The organism is Pseudonocardia cypriaca, assembly GCF_006717045.1.
Classification (GTDB): Bacteria; Actinomycetota; Actinomycetes; order Mycobacteriales; family Pseudonocardiaceae; genus Pseudonocardia; species Pseudonocardia cypriaca.
Genome location: NZ_VFPH01000001.1, coordinates 2,724,962 through 2,741,885 on the forward strand (window position 1 = coordinate 2,724,962; position 16,924 = coordinate 2,741,885).

The 16,924-nt window shown below is 72.7% G+C and carries 16 protein-coding genes; 8 read left to right on the plus strand and 8 right to left on the minus strand.

Features of this window, described 5'->3' with window-relative positions; genetic code table 11:
- Window positions 1–8 precede the first annotated feature (8 nt).
- Window positions 9–842 (plus strand): NAD(P)H-binding protein, encoded by an 834-nt coding sequence (locus FB388_RS13030; RefSeq protein WP_211361885.1) that lies wholly within the window; start codon window positions 9–11, stop codon window positions 840–842.
- On the opposite strand, the gene FB388_RS13035 is transcribed toward FB388_RS13030, so the two are convergent.
- Genes FB388_RS13035 through FB388_RS13045 form a run of 3 tightly spaced genes read right to left on the minus strand, consistent with a single transcriptional unit; the run spans window position 843 to window position 3,700 of the window.
- Window positions 843–2,006 carry an aminotransferase class I/II-fold pyridoxal phosphate-dependent enzyme gene (locus tag FB388_RS13035; protein WP_142100728.1) on the minus strand — a complete coding sequence of 388 codons (1,164 nt, stop codon included), beginning with the start codon at window positions 2,004–2,006 and terminating at the stop codon, window positions 843–845.
- Between the two features lie 10 nt (window positions 2,007–2,016).
- Window positions 2,017–2,508, minus strand: a complete 492-nt coding sequence (locus FB388_RS13040) for an Lrp/AsnC family transcriptional regulator (RefSeq protein ID WP_170225591.1) — start codon at window positions 2,506–2,508, stop codon at window positions 2,017–2,019.
- 10 nt (window positions 2,509–2,518) lie between these two features.
- On the minus strand, window positions 2,519–3,700 hold the full coding sequence (locus FB388_RS13045) for an aminotransferase-like domain-containing protein (protein ID WP_142100730.1): 1,182 nt from the start codon (window positions 3,698–3,700) through the stop codon (window positions 2,519–2,521).
- Between the two features lie 158 nt (window positions 3,701–3,858).
- On the opposite strand from FB388_RS13045, the gene FB388_RS13050 reads away from it, so the two are divergent.
- On the plus strand, window positions 3,859–4,461 hold the full coding sequence (locus tag FB388_RS13050; protein ID WP_142100732.1) for an AAA family ATPase: 603 nt from the start codon (window positions 3,859–3,861) through the stop codon (window positions 4,459–4,461).
- On the opposite strand, the gene FB388_RS13055 is transcribed toward FB388_RS13050, so the two are convergent.
- A complete protein-coding gene (locus FB388_RS13055) occupies window positions 4,433–5,365 on the minus strand; it encodes a TIGR03619 family F420-dependent LLM class oxidoreductase (protein ID WP_170225592.1) in 933 nt (310 codons plus the stop codon). The genes FB388_RS13050 and FB388_RS13055 overlap by 29 nt on opposite strands.
- A gap of 49 nt (window positions 5,366–5,414) precedes the next feature.
- The gene (locus FB388_RS13060) at window positions 5,415–5,972 is read right to left on the minus strand and encodes a Uma2 family endonuclease (protein ID WP_142100736.1); all 558 of its coding nucleotides are present in this window, start codon (window positions 5,970–5,972) and stop codon (window positions 5,415–5,417) included.
- A 142-nt stretch (window positions 5,973–6,114) separates the two neighbouring features.
- Between FB388_RS13060 and FB388_RS13065 the strand changes: the two genes are divergently transcribed.
- Window positions 6,115–7,089: a mannonate dehydratase gene (locus FB388_RS13065; RefSeq protein WP_142100738.1), complete on the plus strand. Its 975-nt coding sequence runs from the start codon at window positions 6,115–6,117 to the stop codon at window positions 7,087–7,089.
- A gap of 24 nt (window positions 7,090–7,113) precedes the next feature.
- Here FB388_RS13065 and FB388_RS13070 read toward each other — a convergent pair whose 3' ends face one another.
- Window positions 7,114–7,830 (minus strand): MBL fold metallo-hydrolase, encoded by a 717-nt coding sequence (locus tag FB388_RS13070; RefSeq protein WP_142100740.1) that lies wholly within the window; start codon window positions 7,828–7,830, stop codon window positions 7,114–7,116.
- A gap of 62 nt (window positions 7,831–7,892) precedes the next feature.
- Here FB388_RS13070 and FB388_RS13075 point away from each other — a divergent pair, with 62 nt between their 5' ends.
- From FB388_RS13075 to FB388_RS13095, 5 genes are all read left to right on the plus strand, one after another.
- On the plus strand, window positions 7,893–8,345 hold the full coding sequence (locus FB388_RS13075) for a TIGR03668 family PPOX class F420-dependent oxidoreductase (RefSeq protein WP_142100741.1): 453 nt from the start codon (window positions 7,893–7,895) through the stop codon (window positions 8,343–8,345).
- 110 nt (window positions 8,346–8,455) lie between these two features.
- A complete protein-coding gene (locus FB388_RS13080; RefSeq protein ID WP_142100743.1) occupies window positions 8,456–9,787 on the plus strand; it encodes an ABC transporter substrate-binding protein in 1,332 nt (443 codons plus the stop codon).
- A gap of 25 nt (window positions 9,788–9,812) precedes the next feature.
- Window positions 9,813–10,739 (plus strand): carbohydrate ABC transporter permease, encoded by a 927-nt coding sequence (locus FB388_RS13085; RefSeq protein ID WP_142100745.1) that lies wholly within the window; start codon window positions 9,813–9,815, stop codon window positions 10,737–10,739.
- Entirely contained in the window at window positions 10,736–11,563 is an 828-nt protein-coding gene (locus FB388_RS13090) for a carbohydrate ABC transporter permease (RefSeq protein ID WP_211361886.1), read from the plus strand. Before FB388_RS13085 ends, FB388_RS13090 begins: the two co-directional genes overlap by 4 nt.
- A 19-nt stretch (window positions 11,564–11,582) precedes the next feature.
- Window positions 11,583–14,378 carry a glycoside hydrolase family 78 protein gene (locus FB388_RS13095; RefSeq protein ID WP_142100747.1) on the plus strand — a complete coding sequence of 932 codons (2,796 nt, stop codon included), beginning with the start codon at window positions 11,583–11,585 and terminating at the stop codon, window positions 14,376–14,378.
- Here FB388_RS13095 and FB388_RS13100 read toward each other — a convergent pair.
- Both FB388_RS13100 and FB388_RS13105 read right to left on the minus strand, forming a co-directional pair.
- Entirely contained in the window at window positions 14,356–15,576 is a 1,221-nt protein-coding gene (locus FB388_RS13100; RefSeq protein ID WP_142100749.1) for an MFS transporter, read from the minus strand. The genes FB388_RS13095 and FB388_RS13100 overlap by 23 nt on opposite strands.
- Window positions 15,577–15,646: 70 nt before the next feature.
- Window positions 15,647–16,906, minus strand: coding sequence for an amidohydrolase (locus FB388_RS13105; protein WP_142100751.1), 1,260 nt, complete (start codon window positions 16,904–16,906; stop codon window positions 15,647–15,649).
- Window positions 16,907–16,924 lie beyond the last annotated feature (18 nt).

The window sequence follows — 16,924 nt, forward strand, 5'->3', positions numbered from 1 at the left end:
GACGACGGATGATCCTGGTGACCGGGGCGACCGGCAACGTCGGCCGGCACGTGCTCTCCCAGCTCCGCGCCACGGGAGCGGCCGACGTCCGCGCCCTCGTGCGCCCGGGGGCGGCCCCGCCCGACGGCGTCGGCGTCGCGACGGGGCGCCTCGACGAGCCGGCCGGGCTGAGCGCGGCGTTGGCCGGGGTGGAGACGGTCTTCCTCGTGTGGCCGTTCCTCACCACCGAGGGTGCGCCCGCGGTGCTGGAGGCGATCGGCCGCCACGCCCGGCGCCTGGTCTACCTGTCGTCGATCGGTGTGGGCGGGCCCGAGGAGCGGGCCGACCCGATCTTCACGCTGCACGCCGGGATGGAACGGCTGATCCGGGAGAACGGGCTGCCGCACACGGTGCTGCGCTCGGACACGATCGCGAGCAACACCCTGGCCTGGGCCGAGCAGATCCGCAACACCGGGATCGTGCGTGGCCCGCTCACCGCGGCGACGGCGGTCGTCGATCCGCGCGACATCGCCGCCGTCGCCGCCCGCGTGCTCGCCGACGACGCGCACGCGGGCGCGACCTACGGGCTGACGGGCCCCGAGGTGATCAGCCGCCCCGAGCAGGTCCGGGCGATCGGGGCGGCGATCGGCCGGGAGCTGCGCATCGAGGAGGTTCCCGTCCGGGACGCGCGAGCGCAGATGCTGGCCGACGGGCGCCCGTCCGCCCTGGTGGACGCCCTGCTGTCGGCGGCGGAGAACCGGTCCGCCTCGACCCTCGTGACGTCCGAGGTCGAGGACCTCACCGGGAAGCCGTCACGCAGCTTCCCTCAGTGGGCGCACGACCACCGGAAGGCGTTCCGCTGATCAACCCGCCGCGCTGCTGCGCAGGAAGCGGTCGATGCGCACGAGCGCCTCCTCCAGCAGCGGCAGCGCGGTGGCGTACGAGCAACGGACGTGGCCCTCGCCCGACGGCCCGAAGACGCTCCCGGGCACCACCGCCACGTGCTCGGCGTGCAGCAGGCGCTCGGCGAACGTCTCCGAGTCCATCCCGGACGAGCGGATCGAGGGGAACGCGTAGAACGCGCCGCCGGGCTCCGGGCAGTCGAGGCCGGTCTCGCGCAGTCCCTTGACGAACACGCGCCTGCGCCGGTCGTAGTCGGCGACCATCGCGTCGACCTCGTCGTCCGGCGCCGAGAGCGCCTCGACGGCCGCGAGCTGCGAGATGTGCGGCGCGCACAGCATCGTGTACTGGTGCACCCGCACCGCCAGCTCCGCGACGGCGGCCGGCGCGCAGATCCAGCCGACCCGCCAGCCCGTCATCGCGTGGGCCTTGGAGAACCCGCCCAGGAGCACGGTGCGCTCCCGGGCGCCGGGCAGCGTGCCGAGGCAGGTGTGACCGCCGGTGTAGGTGAGCCGGTCGTAGATCTCGTCCGAGACCAGGTAGAGGTCGTGCTCCTCGGCGAGCCGGACGAGCGCCTCCAGCGCGGCGCGCGGCTGCACCGCACCGGTCGGGTTGGCGGGTGAGCCGATGAGGATCGCCTTCGTGCGAGGCGTGATCGCGGCCGCGACGACCTCGGCGTCGACGGCGAACCCGTCCTCCCAGCGCGTCGGCACCCGCACCGGCGTGCCGCCCGCGAACGCAACGCACGGCTCGTAGGCCACGTAGCAGGGCTCGGGGACGATCACCTCGTCGCCCGGGTTGAGCAGCACCCGAAGCGCGAGGTCGAGACCCTCGGACACGCCGGTGGTGATCAGGCACTCGCCGCCCGGGTCGTAGTCGGCGCCGTAGCGCTTCGCGAGGTCGGCGCAGATCAGCTCGCGCAGCTGCGGGAGTCCGGCGTTCGAGGTGTAGGTGGTGTAGCCCTGTTCGAGCGCGTAGATCCCGGCTTCGCGCACGCGCCACGGCGTGACGAAGTCGGGCTCGCCGACGCCGAGGGAGATCACGTCGTCCATCTCGGCGGCGATGTCGAAGAACCGGCGGATGCCCGACGGCGGGCAGGCCGCGATGACCTTGTTGAGCTCCCTCACCGTGCCGTCCTCATGGCGTCACCGGCAGCCGGTGGTCGGCCTCCTGCGCGGTGAAGGCGTCGCCGTCGCGCTTGTAGGTCTTGAGCACGAAGTGCGTGGCCGTCGACTGCACGCGGTCGATCGTCGAGAGCTTCTGGGACACGAAGTCCGAGACCGCCCGGATCGTGCGGGCGATCACCGTGCAGCGCAGGTCGTGCGTGCCGGACACCAGGTAGACGCTGCGTACCTCGTCGAAGCGCGCGATGCGCGCCGCGACGTCGTCGAACCCGACGCCCCTGGCGGGCGCGAGCGAGACGTCGATGAAGGCGGTGACGGTCTCGCTGGTCGGGTCCTCGTCGACGGCGTCCCAGTCGACCACCGCCTTGTACCGGCGGATCGCCCCGGACGCCTCCCAGGTCGCGATCGCCTCGCTCACCTCGGCGACCGGGAGGCCGGTCATCGTCGCGATGGTGTCGTGGGAGAGCTGGGCGTCGCGCTCCAGCAGTTCGAGGATCTGGCGCACCCGCGAAACCCTACGTCGCGCTCGCGCCCCAGGCGGCGCCGAGCCGCTCCACGGCCGTGTGGAGCTCCGCGGGCGGATTGGAGGCGTAGCAGAGGCGGGCCGCGGCCGACAGGTCCTGCCCGACGGCGAACGCGGTGCCGGGCACGTACCCGACGCCGTGGTCGAGCGCCGTGGGAAGGAGGTCGGCCGGGCGGGTGCCATCGGTGAACTCCAGCCAGCAGAACATGCCGCCGGTCGGGACGGAGCAGGTGACGGCGTCGCCGAACACCCCCGCGACGGCGCCGGTGAGGGCTCCGGCCCGGTCGTGCAGGGCCGCGCGCAGCCGGTCGAGGTGAGCGTCGAACCAGGCGTGGTCGGCCAGCAGCTCGGCCGTGACGAGCTGGGTGAGGCTGGACGTGCACAGGTCGGTGCACTGCTTGAGCCGCTCGACCGCGGCGCAGAGCGGCGCGGGCCCGGTGAGCCAGCCGACCCGCAGCGCGGGGGCGAGCACCTTCGACGCGCTGCCCAGGCGCACCACGCGGTCGCCGTGGGCGGCCACGGGTGTGGGGAGCGGATGCCCGTCGAAGGCGAGCAGCCCGTACGGGTCGTCCTCGACCACGAGGAAGCCGTAGCGCTCGGCGAGCTCGGCTAGGTACGCCCGCCGCGGTGGGCTGAGCGTGGCGCCCCGCGGGTTGTGGAAGCTCGACACGGTGTGCACAAGCCGGGGGCGCAGGCCCGCGGCGAGCCGGTCGGCGAGCACGTCGACGGCCATCCCGTCGGCGTCGACCGGCACCGGGTGCAGGGTCGCCCCCGCGGCCTGGAACACCTGCAAGGCGCCGACGTAGACCGGGTCCTCGACGACGACCGGATCACCCGGGTCGAGCAGCGCCCGCGCCACGAGATCGAGCGCCTGCTGGGAGCCGCTGGTCACGACGACGGCTTCGGCGGCCATGGTGCGGCCGAGCCGCTCGGACTCGTGCTCGGCGACGACCTCGCGCAGCGGCCGCAGACCGGCGGTCTCGCCGTACTGGACGGCGGCCGGGTCGGCCACGGCCGTGGCGAGGGCCTGCGCGATCCGCTCCCGCGGGAGCAGGTCGGTGCCGGGGAGACCACCGGCGAGCGAGATCACCTCGGGGCGGGCGGTCAGGGCGAGGAGGTCGCGGATGGCCGAGCCGCGAACGTCGTGCAGCCGGGTGGAGAGGGTGATGGTCATACGGGCCGCCTTCGAGCGTCGATCCAGGAGTGCGGGGTCGTCCTGGGTCGGCAGGGCGAGCGGTGTGCCGGGCGGGGTGGCGCCCGTTGCTAGGATGCCCTACGGATCCTGCGATGCGGAACAGGTTCTCGAATGATGAGATGCCCTAGGGTCGCCGGATGCTGCTGTGGATCAACGGCCCGTTCGGCGGCGGGAAGACCCAGACCGCGTACGAGCTGCACCGGCGCCTGCCGGGCAGTGTCGTGTGCGACCCGGAGGAGGTCGGCTTCGGCCTGCACCGGATGACGCCCCGGCCGCTGCGCGGCGACTTCCAGGACCTCACCGCGTGGCGTTCGGGCGTCCGCGAGGTCCTCGACCTTGCCCTCCGCAACCACGACGGCCCGGTGATCGCGCCCATGACGCTGACCAACTCCGACTACTTCGACGAGGTGGTCGGCCGGCTGCGCGCGGACGGGCACGAGGTGCGGCACTTCGCGCTGCTGGCCTCGCGGGCCACGGTGCTGCGACGGCTGCGCGAGCGGGGGTGGGGGCTCGGGTTGAAATGGGAGAGCTTCGCCGTGACGAAGCTCGACGAGTGCCTGGACCGCCTCCAGGCACCTGAGTTCGCCGAGCACATCCGCACCGACGTCCTGCCGGTCCCGGACGTCGCGACGCACATCGCGCGTTCGGCGGGGCTGCCGATCGTGCCGAACCTCGACGGCCGGGTGCGCAGGCAGCTGCGCCGCTACGCCGTCAGCCTGCGCCACGTCCGCCTCGGCTGACGCGCATGTCGTGGTCCGCCGACCGCGACCGCAGGTCGTGGAGCGCGGAGAGTGCGGCCTCGACCGGGGCGTCGACCTGCAGCACCAGGTGCCCGACGCCGAGCTCCGCGACGCGGGCGACGTCCTCCGCCCATTGCGCGACCGTTCCGCGGAACAGCGGGCGGTCCCGTCCGGCGGCGGGGTCGAGGACGGCGTCGCCGCGCAACACGACGGGCAGGGCGGCCGGGTCGCGGCCGGCCTCGGCGGCCGCCGACCGGAACAGCGCGATGTCGGCGGCGAGCTGGTCGGCGTCGGTGCGGTAGGGGTGCAGCCCGTCGGCGATGCGCGCCGCTCGCCGGATACCGGCGGCCGTCGTGTAGCCGAGCAGCACCGGGATCGTGCGCCGCCCGAACGGCTTCGGCCCGACGTCCGACGGCGGCACGGGATAGGTCTCGCAGGTGACCTCGACCGGATCGGGTCCCCACACCGCCCGCAGCGCCGCGAGGTGGGCGTCGACCCGGTCGCCGCCGGCACGGGAGCGGCCGGCGGCGGCGAACTCCTCGCGCATCCACCCCGCGGCCAGGCCCGCGATCACCCGGCCCCGGGAGAGCTGGTCGACCGTGGCGAGCCGGCGGGCGAGCAACACCGGCGGCTGCAGCACGGCCTGCACCGCGCTCGTGCCCAGCCGCACCCGCGTGGTGATCGCGGCGATGTGCGCGAGCACGTCGATCGGGTCGAACACGCACGCGTAGCCGTCCGCCGGCATCTCGACCGGCACCGGCACCCCCGGCATCTCGACCGGGTGCCGCGGCCGCAGCCAGCGATCCATCACCCACACCGAGTCGAGCGCGGCCGCCTCCGCGCCCGTGGCCAGCCGCACCAGGTCCTCCGTCGCCACCGTCGCGCCGCCGTTCGGCAGTCCCACTCCGATCTCCATGCTCTGACGACGAACGGGAAGCTGCGGTATCGACCGGTCAGCGGCGGGTGAGTGCGGGGAGGTCGATCGAGACCGGGTGGCCTGCGACGTCGAGGCCGACGGCGCCGGTGTGCTCGCCCGACAGCTCGTAGTTGCCGTCGACCAGCACGTAGGCGAGCAGGCTGGTCGGATCGTCCAGATCGACTATCCAGTACTGCGGGATGCCGGCCTCGGCGTACTCGGAGAACTTGAGCACCCGGTCGACCCGGCGGGTGCCGGTGGAGAGGATCTCGACGGCGAGGAGAACGTCGTCGGCCCGGTACCGAGGCGGGTTGGTCTCGAACAGCTCGGTACGGGTGACGATCACATCGGGTGCACGGATGGTCAGCGGGTCGTACGTGATCAGCACCTCGACGTCGGTGAGGCCAGTCAGCTCTTGCGGCAGTTGCTCGTCGAAGCGGGTCTCGAGACGCGTCCCCGCCTTCTGGTGTCGAGACAGGGGTCTGGGGGACATCACGAGCATTCCTTCCGCGACCTCGAGCTTGTTCGCCGAGTCCTCCGGCAGTGCCTCCCACTCCTCGAGGGTGATCGGGTGGTTCGGCCACGAGAGGGTCATCGCGTCTCCTTCCACGGGCAGGGTGATGCTCCCACGGGCGACCGACAGGAATCGCCCGGCGCGCGGTGGCCGACGTCCCGATGGCGGTCGGTGCGGGCGGATGCGGAGGTACGTTCGGGCGCGGGCTCAGGGGAGGGGATCGATGAGGATCGCGGAGATGCTGCCGGCCGACCGGGCGGAGGGCAGCCTCTGGCCGCTGATGCGCCAGGCGGGCGTGACGGACGCGGTGGGCACGCTGCCCGGCGACCCGCGGCCGCAGCCGGGGCACGATGCGCCATGGGACCGCCTGCCGATGGCCCGCACGAAAGACCTCTACGAGCGCAACGGCTTCGACCTCGGTGTGATCGAGTGGCGCCCGCCGTTCAACCTCGCCAAGCGCGGCCTGCCCGGCCGGGACGAGGAGATCGAGAACGTCTGCACCCTGCTGCGCAACATGGGCGAGCTGGGGATACCGGTCTGGTGCTACGAGTGGATGACCGACCGCAACTGGACGCGCACCAGCACCGCGGTCCCGTCGCGCGGCGGCTCCACGGTGACCGGGTTCGACCGGGCGGTCTTCGAGGCCGGGCCGCCGTCCCCGCTGGGTGGGATCTTGGAGGAGCAGCTCTGGGAGAACCTGGAGTACTTCCTGGCGCGGGTGCTCCCCGTCGCGGAGGAGGCGGGGGTGCGCCTGGCCATGCACCCGGACGACCCGCCGATCTCCCCGCTGGGCGGCGTCGGGCGCATCATGTCGAGCGTCGACGGGTTCCGGCGGCTCCTGGAGGTCTCCGACAGCCCGATGAACGGCATCACGTTCTGCCAGGGCAACTTCCGGCTCATGGCCGACGACCTCCCGGCCGCCATCCGCGACCTGGGCGGCAGCGGGAAGGTCTTCTTCGTCCACTTCCGGGACGTGGAGGGCACCGTCGACAGCTTCGTCGAGACCTGGCACGACGCCGGGCCGACGGACATGCGGGCGTGCATCGAGGCCTACCGAGGCATCGGGTTCGACGGCCTGATGCGTTCGGACCACGTGCCGACGCTGCACGGCGAGGTGGGCGCCCAGGCGGGGTACGGGGTGCTGGGGCGGCTGTACGCCGTCGGCTACATCCGGGGCCTGATGGAGGGCACGGCCTGAAGGACGCAGCCGCGCCCGTACCCCTCAGGCCATCGCCGACTTCGCGAGGAAGCTGCGGACCGCCTCCCGCGCGCCGTCGACGATCTCCGGGCCGTGGGTGAAGCCCACCCGGTCGTACTCCAGCTCGCCCAGGACGTGGGCGGTGCGCTTGCTCAGCCGGAAGTCGTTGCAGAGCATCCGCGGCGAGTGGCGCAGCCCGAGCACGTTGAAGATCGCGTCGCCGGTGATCAGGGTGCGCGTGCGCTCGTGCAGGAGCGAGACGTGCCCGGGGGAGTGGCCGGGCGTCGCGACCACGCGCAGCCCGCCCGCGACGTCCAGCACCTGCCCGTCGCCGAGCTTCTCGGCCACCGCCACGGCCGGGAACCGCCCGTTCTGCAGCCGCGCGAAGATCCGGCCCATCGTGCTCGACCGGTCGTTCGGGGGTGACTCGCCGGACTCCACGAACCCGGCGTCGTCCTCGTGCACGGCAATCGAGGCACCCGTGCGGGCTGCCATCTCCTTCGCCCCGCCTGCGTGGTCGGGGTGGGCGTGGGTGAGCAGGATCCGCTGCACGTCGGCGGGACGCTTCCCGAGCGCCGCCAGCCCCGCGACGATCCGCGCGGGCGCCCGCTCCACGCCGGTGTCGACGAGGGTGACCGAACCGTCGTCGTCGACGAGGGCGAAGGAGTTGACGGCCGACGATCCGATCGTGGGGATGCGGAAGACGCCCGGTGCGACGGCCACGGCGGGGGGAGGAGCCATGCGCCCGGAGCGTAGCCCCGGTGGTCTGGCAGGAACCTCAGCTTCGCGCCACACTGCGCCGGGTGCCCGCCCTCGACCCCGCCGCGCAGCGGTCCCTCCTCGCTGCGGCCCCGGTGGCCCGCCTCGCCACCCTGCGCCCCGACGGCACCCCGCGGCTGGTGCCGATCACCTTCGTGCTGCTGGACGACCTGATCTGCTCCGCGGTGGACGAGGTCAAGCCGAAGACGACAACCCGGCTCGCGCGGCTCGCCGACGTCGAGCACGACCCGCGGGTGGGGATCGTCGTGGACCACTACGCGGACGACTGGTCGGCCCTGTGGTGGGTGCGCGTGGACGGGACGGCCGCGGTGCACGAGGGCGGGCGGCTGCGTGACCGGGCGCTGCGCGCGCTCGTTGCGAAGTACCCGCCGTACGCCGCGGCCCCGCCGTCGGGCCCGGTCCTCGTGATCGCCGCGAGCCGGTGGGCCGGCTGGTCAGCGGCCCCTCCGACCAGCGGTGAAACCTTTCACAAATGATCCTCATCCTCGCCGTCGGCTGAGCTGTGACTTGACGCACGTCAGGTGCCCCCATAGGGTCGCCGCAGCAACTGAAACGTTTAAATTCCCGTCCTGACAAAGAGGTCCAGATGAGGAACCAGACATCTCCGCGCGGTCGTCTGCGGATGATCGCGCTCGCGGCCGGCGCCGTGCTGGCCCTCGCCGGCTGCAGCGCCGGGAGCCTGGGTTCGAGCGGCGGCGGCGGGGGCGGGGTCAACTTGACCTGGGTCCTCGACAGCAACGCGAGCACGATGAAGGCCGCGGAGAGTGTGGCCGCGGCCTTCAAGGCCCAGAACCCCGACATCACCGTCGACCTCGAGTCCCGGCCGAGCGGCTCGGAGGGCGACAACATCGTCAAGACCCGCCTGGCCACGGGGGACATGCCGGATCTGTTCCTCTACAACTCCGGCTCGTTGTTCCAGGCCATCGGGCCGGTGCAGAACCTCGTGCCGGTGACGGACGAGCCGTGGGTCGGCACCCTCGAGGAGAACTTCAAGCGGGTGGTCACCGCCGACGGCAACGTCTTCGGCGCGCCGTTCGGCAGCCAGATGACCGGGGCGATCCTCTACAACAAGCGCATCTACGCCGAACTGGGCCTCCAGATCCCGAAGACGTGGTCGGAGTTCATGGCGAACAACGCCGCCGTGAAGGCCGCGGGCCGCGTGCCGGTCATCCAGACCTACGGCGACACCTACACCTCCCAGCTGTTCGTGCTCGGCGACTTCCACAACGTCGCTGCCTCCGAGCCGGACTTCGCCGAGCGCTACACGGCGGGCCAGGCGAAGTTCGCCACCTCGCCCGCCGCGCTGAAGGGCTGGCAGCACCTGGAGGAGCTGCACGACCTCGGCTACTACAACGAGGACTTCCCCACCGCCAAGATGGAGGAGGGGATGCGCAAGCTGGGCGACGGCGAGGGCGTCCACTACCCGATGCTGACCAACGGCATCACCACGCTCGCCGTCGCCTCGCCCGAGGGCGCCAAGGACATCGGCATCTTCCCGATCCCCGGCGACGACCCGGCGAAGAACGGGCTCACGGTCTGGTCTCCCAGCGCGGTGTACATCCCGAAGACCACCGAGGGCGCGCAGCTCGACGCGGCGAAGAAGCTGCAGGCGTTCATCGCGAGCCCCGCCGGCTGCGCGGCCTACGCCCAGGGCGTCCGCCCCAACGGCCCGTTCGCCGTCGACGGCTGCGAGCTGCCCGACGACGTCCTGCCCGCGGTGCGGGACTTCCAGTCCTTCGTCGACGCAAGCGCGTTCAGCCCCGCGCTGGAGTTCCTGTCGCCGATCAAGGGTCCGGCCCTCGAGCAGATCACCGTCGAGGTCGGCTCGGGCATCCGCCCGGCCGCCGACGGGGCGGCGCTCTACGACGAGGACGTCCGCAAGCAGGCCCTGCAGCTCGGGCTGCCGGGCTGGGACTAGCGGCGAACCGCCCGGAGGGCGACCCATGGCGATCACGACCACGACGAGCAGCGCCGCCCCCCGCGGGGCGGCGCATGCCCGGCCGGCCGGGCGGCGGCCCCGCAGCCCGTACCCGGCCTGGTTCTTCCTGCCGGCCGCGATCATCTACACGATCTTCTTCCTGGTGCCGACGTTCGCGTCGTTCTACTTCAGCCTCACCCGCTGGAGCCTGTTCGAGTTCGAGTTCATCGGGCTGGAGAACTTCGTCCAGTTCTTCCGGGAACCGGCCCTGGTCACCGGCCTGGTCAACACGGTCGTCTACGGGGTCGTCACCTCGGCGCTGAAGGTCGTGCTCGGGCTGCTGCTCGGCGTGCTGCTGACGTCGCAGATCATCGCGCGCGGGTTCCTGCGCTCGGTGGTGTTCTTCCCGGTGCTGGTCAGCACGATCGGCGTGGGAATCACCTTCCAGGTGCTGATGGACCCGTTCGGCGGCCCGATCAACGAGGCGCTGGCCGCCGTCGGGATAACGGGCCCCGGCTGGCTCACCGACCCGTCCCTCGCGCTGCTGTCGGTGGCGCTGGTCGACGTGTGGAAGGGCGTCGGGCTCGCCACCGTCATCTACATCGCCGGCATCGTCTCGATCCCGCAGGAGTACTTCGAGGCGGCGCGGGTGGACGGCGCAGGCCCGCTGCACCAGTTCCGGCACGTGCTGCTGCCGCTGGCGCGCCCGGCCACCGTCACCGTGATCATCCTGTCGCTGATCGGGGGGCTGCGGTCCTTCGACCTCATCTGGGCGATGACGCGGGGCGGTCCCGGCTTCACGTCCGACGTGATCGCCTCGGTGATCTACAAGCAGTACCAGGCGGGCTTCTACGGCCTGTCCACCGCGGGCAACGTCCTGCTGTTCGTCCTCGTCACCGCGATCGTCCTGCCGCTCTCGCGGTTCCTGAACCGCAAGGAGGTCGAGCTGTGAGGACCGCGACCCGCTACTGGCTCGGCACGGCGGCGATCCTCGCGTTCGCCGTGGTGTTCATCGTCCCGTTCCTCTTCATCCTCATCACCGCGATGAAGACGCAGCAGGAGGCGGGCCTGCTGGAGTTCACGTGGCCCACGCAGATCGTGTTGCTGGACAACCTGCGGGAAGCACTGGCGGCGCGCGACTTCATCCTCATCATCGCGTTCATCAACAGCACGATCCTCACGGTCTCCAGCGTGGCGATCATGGTGATCATGGCTGCGATGGTGGGGTTCGTGCTGCAGCGCCGCCCGAGCCGCTGGAGCGGGTACGTCAACTTCCTCGTGCTGGCCGGGCTGATCATCCCGCCCGCGGTCGTGCCGACGATCTGGGTGCTGCAGGGGCTGGGCCTGTTCCGGACGATGCCGGGGCTGATCCTGGTGGAGGTCGCGTACGGGCTGTCGTTCTCGATCCTGCTGTTCCGGGCCTTCATCGCCACGGTGCCCCGTGAGCTGGACGAGGCCGCGATCATCGACGGAGCCGGGCCGCTGCGGCTGTTCTTCCGCGTGATCTTCCCGCTGCTGCGGCCGGTGGCCGTCACGGTGGTCGTGGTGCAGTCGGTGGTGGTCTTCAACGACTTCACCCACCCGCTCTACTTCCTGCCCGGCGAGCAGAACGCCACCGTGCAGCTCACGCTCTACAACTTCCAGAGCCAGTACGAGACGCAGTACAACCTGCTGTTCACCAACATCCTGCTCATCACCATTCCGCCGCTCGTGATGTACCTGTTCTTCAACCGCCAGATCGTCGCCGGAATGACCGCCGGCGCCATCAAGGGCTGAAATCCGAGAGGGAGAATCTGTGCCGTCCGTCGTCCGGATCACCGCCGAGTACGCCACCGATCGGACCACCGTCGCCACCCCCCGTCCCCGCCTGTCGTGGGTGACCGAGTCCGACACGCCCGGATGGCTGCAGGCCGGCGCCGAGGTGGAGCTGGATGGTGACCGCACCGTGCGGCTGGAGGGGCGCGACTCGGCGCTCGTCGACTGGCCCTTCGAGCCGCTGGCACCCGGGAGCGTGCACACCGTCCGGGTCCGCGTCACCGGCGAGGACGGCGGGACGTCGGAGTGGAGCGAGCCGCGCGAGATCGTGGCAGGCTTCCTGCCCGAGGGCGGCTGGGTGGCGAAGCTGGTCGGCCTCGCCGACCCGGCGCAGCACGCGCAGCCCGCGCTCGTGCGAGCCGGCTTCACCCTCGACGGCCCGGTGCGCCGCGCGACCCTGCACGCCACCGCGCACGGCGTCTACCAGGCCGAGATCAACGGCCGCGAGGTGGACGACGAGGTGCTCAAGCCGGGCTGGACGCCCTACGAGCAGCGCCTGCTGCACGAGACCACGGACGTCACGGAGCTGCTGGTCGACGGCGAGAACGCGGTGGGCGTGTGGCTCTCCGGCGGCTGGTACACCGAGCGGTTCGGCTTCCGGGACGCGGAGCTGCACTACGGCCCGCAGCCGGCGGTCGCGGTCCAGCTGGTGATCGAGTACGCCGACGGCCGCACCGCCACCGTCGCGAGCGGCCCGGACTGGCGCGCGACGGCGGAGGGACCGATCGCCGCGGGCGGCATCTACGCCGGCGAGTCGTTCGACGCCCGGCGCGCGCTTCCCGGCTGGTCGGCGCCCGGGTTCGACGACTCCGGATGGGCGCCGGTCCGGGTGGACGAGACCGACGTCGTACCGGAGCCGCGCAACGCCCCCGGTGCCCGCCGCACCGAGGAGGTGCCGGTGCGGGAGGTGCTCACGACGCCGAGCGGCGCCACCGTCCTCGACTTCGGGCAGAACCTCGTCGGCTGGCTGCGGATCACCGTGACCGGCGAGGCCGGCAGGCAGATCGTGCTGCGCCACGCCGAGGTGCTCGAGCACGGCGAGCTGTGCACCCGGCCGCTGCGCCGCGCCGAGGCCACCGACCGCATCACGCTCGCGGGCGGCGGCCCGGAGACCTGGGAGCCGCGCTCGACGTTCCACGGGTTCCGGTACGTGCAGGTCGATGGCTGGCCGGGCGAGCTGGACCCGGCCGACGTCGTCGCGGTCGTGGTGCACAGCGACATGCGCCGCACCGGCTGGTTCGAGAGCTCGTCCGACCTGGTGAACAGGCTGCACGAGAACGTGGTGTGGGGGATGCGGGGCAACTTCCTGCACGTGCCCACCGACTGCCCCCAGCGCGACGAGCGGCTCGGCTGGACCGGCGACATCCAGGTCTTCGCACCCACCGCCACGTACCTGTTCGACTGCGACGGCTTCCTCGCCTCGTGGCTCACGGACCTGGCGCTCGAGCAGCGGGTGCAGGACGGCGTGGTGCCGTTCATCGTCCCGAACGTCCTGGACCGGGCCGCCACCCCCGCCGCGGCATGGGGCGACGCCGCCACCGTGATCCCGCACGTGCTGTACGAGCGCTTCGGCGACCGGGGCGTGCTGGAAGCCCAGTACGACAGCATGCGCGACTGGGTGGAGGTGCTGCTCGGGCTCGCCGGGCCGCGGTTGCTGTGGGAGGGGCGGTTCCAGTTCGGCGACTGGCTCGACCCGGCGGCCCCTCCGGAGCGGCCCGGCGACGCCACCACCGACCGCGACCTCGTGGCGAGCGCGCACCTGTTCCGCTCCACGGACCTGCTGGCCCGCGCCGCCACGCTGCTGGGCCGTGAGGACGACGCCGCGCACTACCGGAAGGTCGCCGAGGACGTGCGGGCCGCGTTCGTCCGGGAGTACGTCACGCCGGCCGGCCGGATGATGTCCGACACCCAGACCGCCTACGCGATGGCGCTGGTGTACGGCATCGTCACCGAGGCCGGGGAACGACGCGTGATGGGCGAGCGGCTCGCCGAGCTCGTGCGGACCGCGGGCTACCGCGTGGCCACCGGCTTCGTGGGCACCCCGATCGTGCAGGACGCGCTCACCGGGAGCGGGCACCTGGACGCGGTCGCCCGGATGCTGCTGCAGACCGAGTGCCCGTCGTGGCTGTACCCGGTCACCATGGGCGCCACCACGGTCTGGGAGCGCTGGGACAGCATGCTCCCGGACGGCACCGTCAACCCGGGCCAGATGACCTCGTTCAACCACTACGCCTTCGGCGCGATCGCCGACTGGCTGCACCGCGTGGTGGGTGGCCTGGCGCCGGCCGCCCCGGGCTACCGCGAGCTGGAGATCGCCCCGCACCCCCTGCCCGGCCTGGATCGGGCGCGCACCGCGCACGAGACGCCGTACGGGCGCGCCTCGGTCTCCTGGGAGCGGCGCGGGGACACCGTCGTCGTCGAGGCGGTGGTGCCCGCCAACACGACCGCGACGGTGCGGCTGCCGGGCGGCGCCGAGCCGATCTCCGTCGGCTCGGGCACCCACCGGTGGGAGGTCGCCGCGCCGGAGACGGGCGACGGTCGTGGCCCGGTCACGCTCGACACACCCCTCTCCCAGGTGATCGACGACCGGGAGGCTTTCGACGCCCTCCTGTCCGCCGTCCGCGCCCGGGACGAGGCGAAGGTGCGGGAGTTCCTCGACCAGACCCGGTGGGTGCCGCACATCTCGCTCGGTCACGCGCTCGAACGCATGCCGGCCGGGATCCGGGAGGACGTGCGCGGAGCGCTGGAGACGGTCAGCCGGGGGCGCGCCGGCTAGTGGCCTGCGTTCGCGCGGCAGCGCTGCCGGTCACCGCGAGCAACACGATCGCCGCGAGCACGACGAGGAGCGGCGCCGTCCAGTCGCCGGTGGCGGCGTGGACGGCGCCGAGCACCGGCGGCGCGGCCGCGGCGACGGTGTAGCCGCCGCCCTGGACGAGCGCGGAGAAGCGCCGGTTCTCCGCGGTGTCGCGAGCGGCCCGGACGGCGAGCGAGAAGATCACCACCAGGCCGCCACCCTGGGCGAAACCGCCGACGATGCACCAGACCGCCCATGCCGACGGGGCGAGGAGCAGGCCGAGCGGGATCGTCGTCCACGTGGCGCACACGACGAGCACGGTCGTGAGCGCACTGGTGTACCGCAGCAGTGCCGGCACGCCGAACGCGCCGCCGAGTGCGGCGATCTGGAAGACCGACGCCGCCGCGCCCGCCGTGGCAGGCGACATGCCGAGCTCGTCGCGCAGGAGCTGCGGGAGCCACGCCGTCACGCCGTAGTAGGCGAACGCCTGGCCCGCGAACGCCGCGGTGAGCACCCACACCACCGGACGGCGCCACCACGTGGCCGGTCCCGTGACCGGCGCGTCCCCGGTGCGCGCTGGCCCCGGTCCGGGGTGCCGGACCGCCCTCCACCAGACGATGGCGGCCACGACGACGAGCGCACCCCAGCTCGCGAGCGCGCTGCGCCAGCCGGTGGCGGCCGCGATCGGCACGGTCAGCGACAGCGTGAGCATCGTGCCGACGTTCAGCGCCGCCGTGTAGGCGCCGAGGACGGCGCCCGCCTGCCGGGGGAGGTCCCGCCCGATCACCACCGGGACCGCCACGTTGGCTGCGGTGATCGCGAGCCCGAGCAGCAGCGTGCCGATGATTGCGGCGGGAAGCCCGTCGAGCGATCGCACGACGATCCCGACGAGCAGGACGGCCAGCGCGAGGAGCACGCCCCGGCCGAGGCCTGCGCGCGCCAGCAGGGCCGAGGCAAGGGGAGTGGCCAGCCCGAAGCACAGCACCGGCAGGCTCGTGAAGAGCCCGACGGTGGCGGCGTCGATCCCCAGGTCGGCGCGGATCGGGTCGACGACGGCGGACACGGCGACGAGCGGGCCGCGCAGGTTCAGGGCGAGCAGCAGGATCGCGCTGATCAGAAGCGCCGCCGAAACCGGCCGCGAGTCGGTCGCGGGCGGTGCGGGGCGGCGGGCGGCGGTCACGTGGCTCCATGCTCCTGCCCGGCGCCTCCCGCGTCACGCGGAGGTGAGGGGATCGACAGCCCCCTGGCAGTCAGACGGCGTCCGGGGGAGAGCTCGGAAGCCAGGTGTGGGCCGCGGAGACCAGGGCCGCCACCCCGATCCGGAGGGTTGGCTCGATCACCGGGGCGTAGAACGGCGAGTGGTTCGAGGGCTGTTCGGCCACGGCCACCGCCATGTCGTCGACACCGGTGATGCCGGCGAAGCAGGCCGGGTCGGCCCCACCGAGCAGCCAGAACACACACGGGGCACCGCTGCCGGAGGCGAGCAGCCCGACGTCCTCGCTGCCGGTGACGAGCCCGGGATCGATGACGCGGTCCGGCCCGACCAGCGCCTCGAAGGCGGGACGGGTGCGCGCACACGCCGCGACGTCGTTGACCACAGCGGGAAAGCCGTCGAACACCACGACCTCGGGATAACGCGTCGCCCCGGACGCGACGGCCTCGGCCCGGACGATCCGCTCGATGGCGCCCAGCACGCGCTCGCGGACGAGCGGGTCGAACGTCCGGACGCTGAGGAGCAGCTCGGCCTCGTCCGGGATGATGTTCTCCTTGGTGCCGGCGCGCAGCACCCCGATCGTGACCACAGCGGTGTCGGTGCCCGCGACCTCCCGGGACACCACCGTCTGCAGCCGCATCACCGTCGCAGCGGCCATCACCACGGGGTCGACGGTGGTCTCGGGACGGGAGCCGTGACCGCCCTTGCCGAACATCGTGATCCGTACCGAGTCCGCTGCGGCGAACGCCGGTCCGGGCCGCAGCGCCAGGAAGCCCGCCGGGAACGGCGCCACGTGCTGCCCCAGCACGACGTCCGGGCGTCCGAACCGCTCGAACAACCCGTCGTCGATCATCGCCCGGGCCCCTCGCCCGAGCTCCTCGGCGGGTTGGAAGACCGTGATCAGCGTCCCCGCCCACGCCGCGCGGTCCTCCGCGAGCTGACGCGCAGCGCCGACCAGGCACGTGACGTGCACGTCGTGGCCGCAGGCGTGGAACACGTCGACCTCGTGGCCGAGGTGGTCGACCCCGCGGACGTCGCTCGCGTAGGGCAGCCCGGTCTTCTCCTGCATCGGCAGGGCGTCCATGTCGGCCCGCAGCAGCGCGGTGGGGCCCTCCCCGTTGCGCAGGACACCCACGACCCCGGTGCCGCCCACGCCCGTCGTGGTCTCGAAGCCCAGCGCGCCGAGGTGGTCGGCGACGACCGCGGCCGTCCGGTGCTCCTGGAACGACAGCTCGGGATGGCGGTGCAGATCGCGGTAGAGCTCCGCCAGGACCGGGGTGTCGACGACGCCGACCATGCGGCCTCCCTCCTCGCG

Coding starts and splice junctions, on each gene's coding strand:
- FB388_RS13030 (WP_211361885.1), top strand. CDS start 9: ATGATCCTGGTGACCGGGGCGACCGGCAACGTCGGCCGGCACGTGCTC.
- FB388_RS13045 (WP_142100730.1), bottom strand. CDS start 3,700: ATGACCATCACCCTCTCCACCCGGCTGCACGACGTTCGCGGCTCGGCC.
- FB388_RS13050 (WP_142100732.1), top strand. CDS start 3,859: ATGCTGCTGTGGATCAACGGCCCGTTCGGCGGCGGGAAGACCCAGACC.
- FB388_RS13060 (WP_142100736.1), bottom strand. CDS start 5,972: ATGACCCTCTCGTGGCCGAACCACCCGATCACCCTCGAGGAGTGGGAG.
- FB388_RS13065 (WP_142100738.1), top strand. CDS start 6,115: ATGAGGATCGCGGAGATGCTGCCGGCCGACCGGGCGGAGGGCAGCCTC.
- FB388_RS13070 (WP_142100740.1), bottom strand. CDS start 7,830: ATGGCTCCTCCCCCCGCCGTGGCCGTCGCACCGGGCGTCTTCCGCATC.
- FB388_RS13080 (WP_142100743.1), top strand. CDS start 8,456: ATGAGGAACCAGACATCTCCGCGCGGTCGTCTGCGGATGATCGCGCTC.
- FB388_RS13085 (WP_142100745.1), top strand. CDS start 9,813: ATGGCGATCACGACCACGACGAGCAGCGCCGCCCCCCGCGGGGCGGCG.
- FB388_RS13105 (WP_142100751.1), bottom strand. CDS start 16,906: ATGGTCGGCGTCGTCGACACCCCGGTCCTGGCGGAGCTCTACCGCGAT.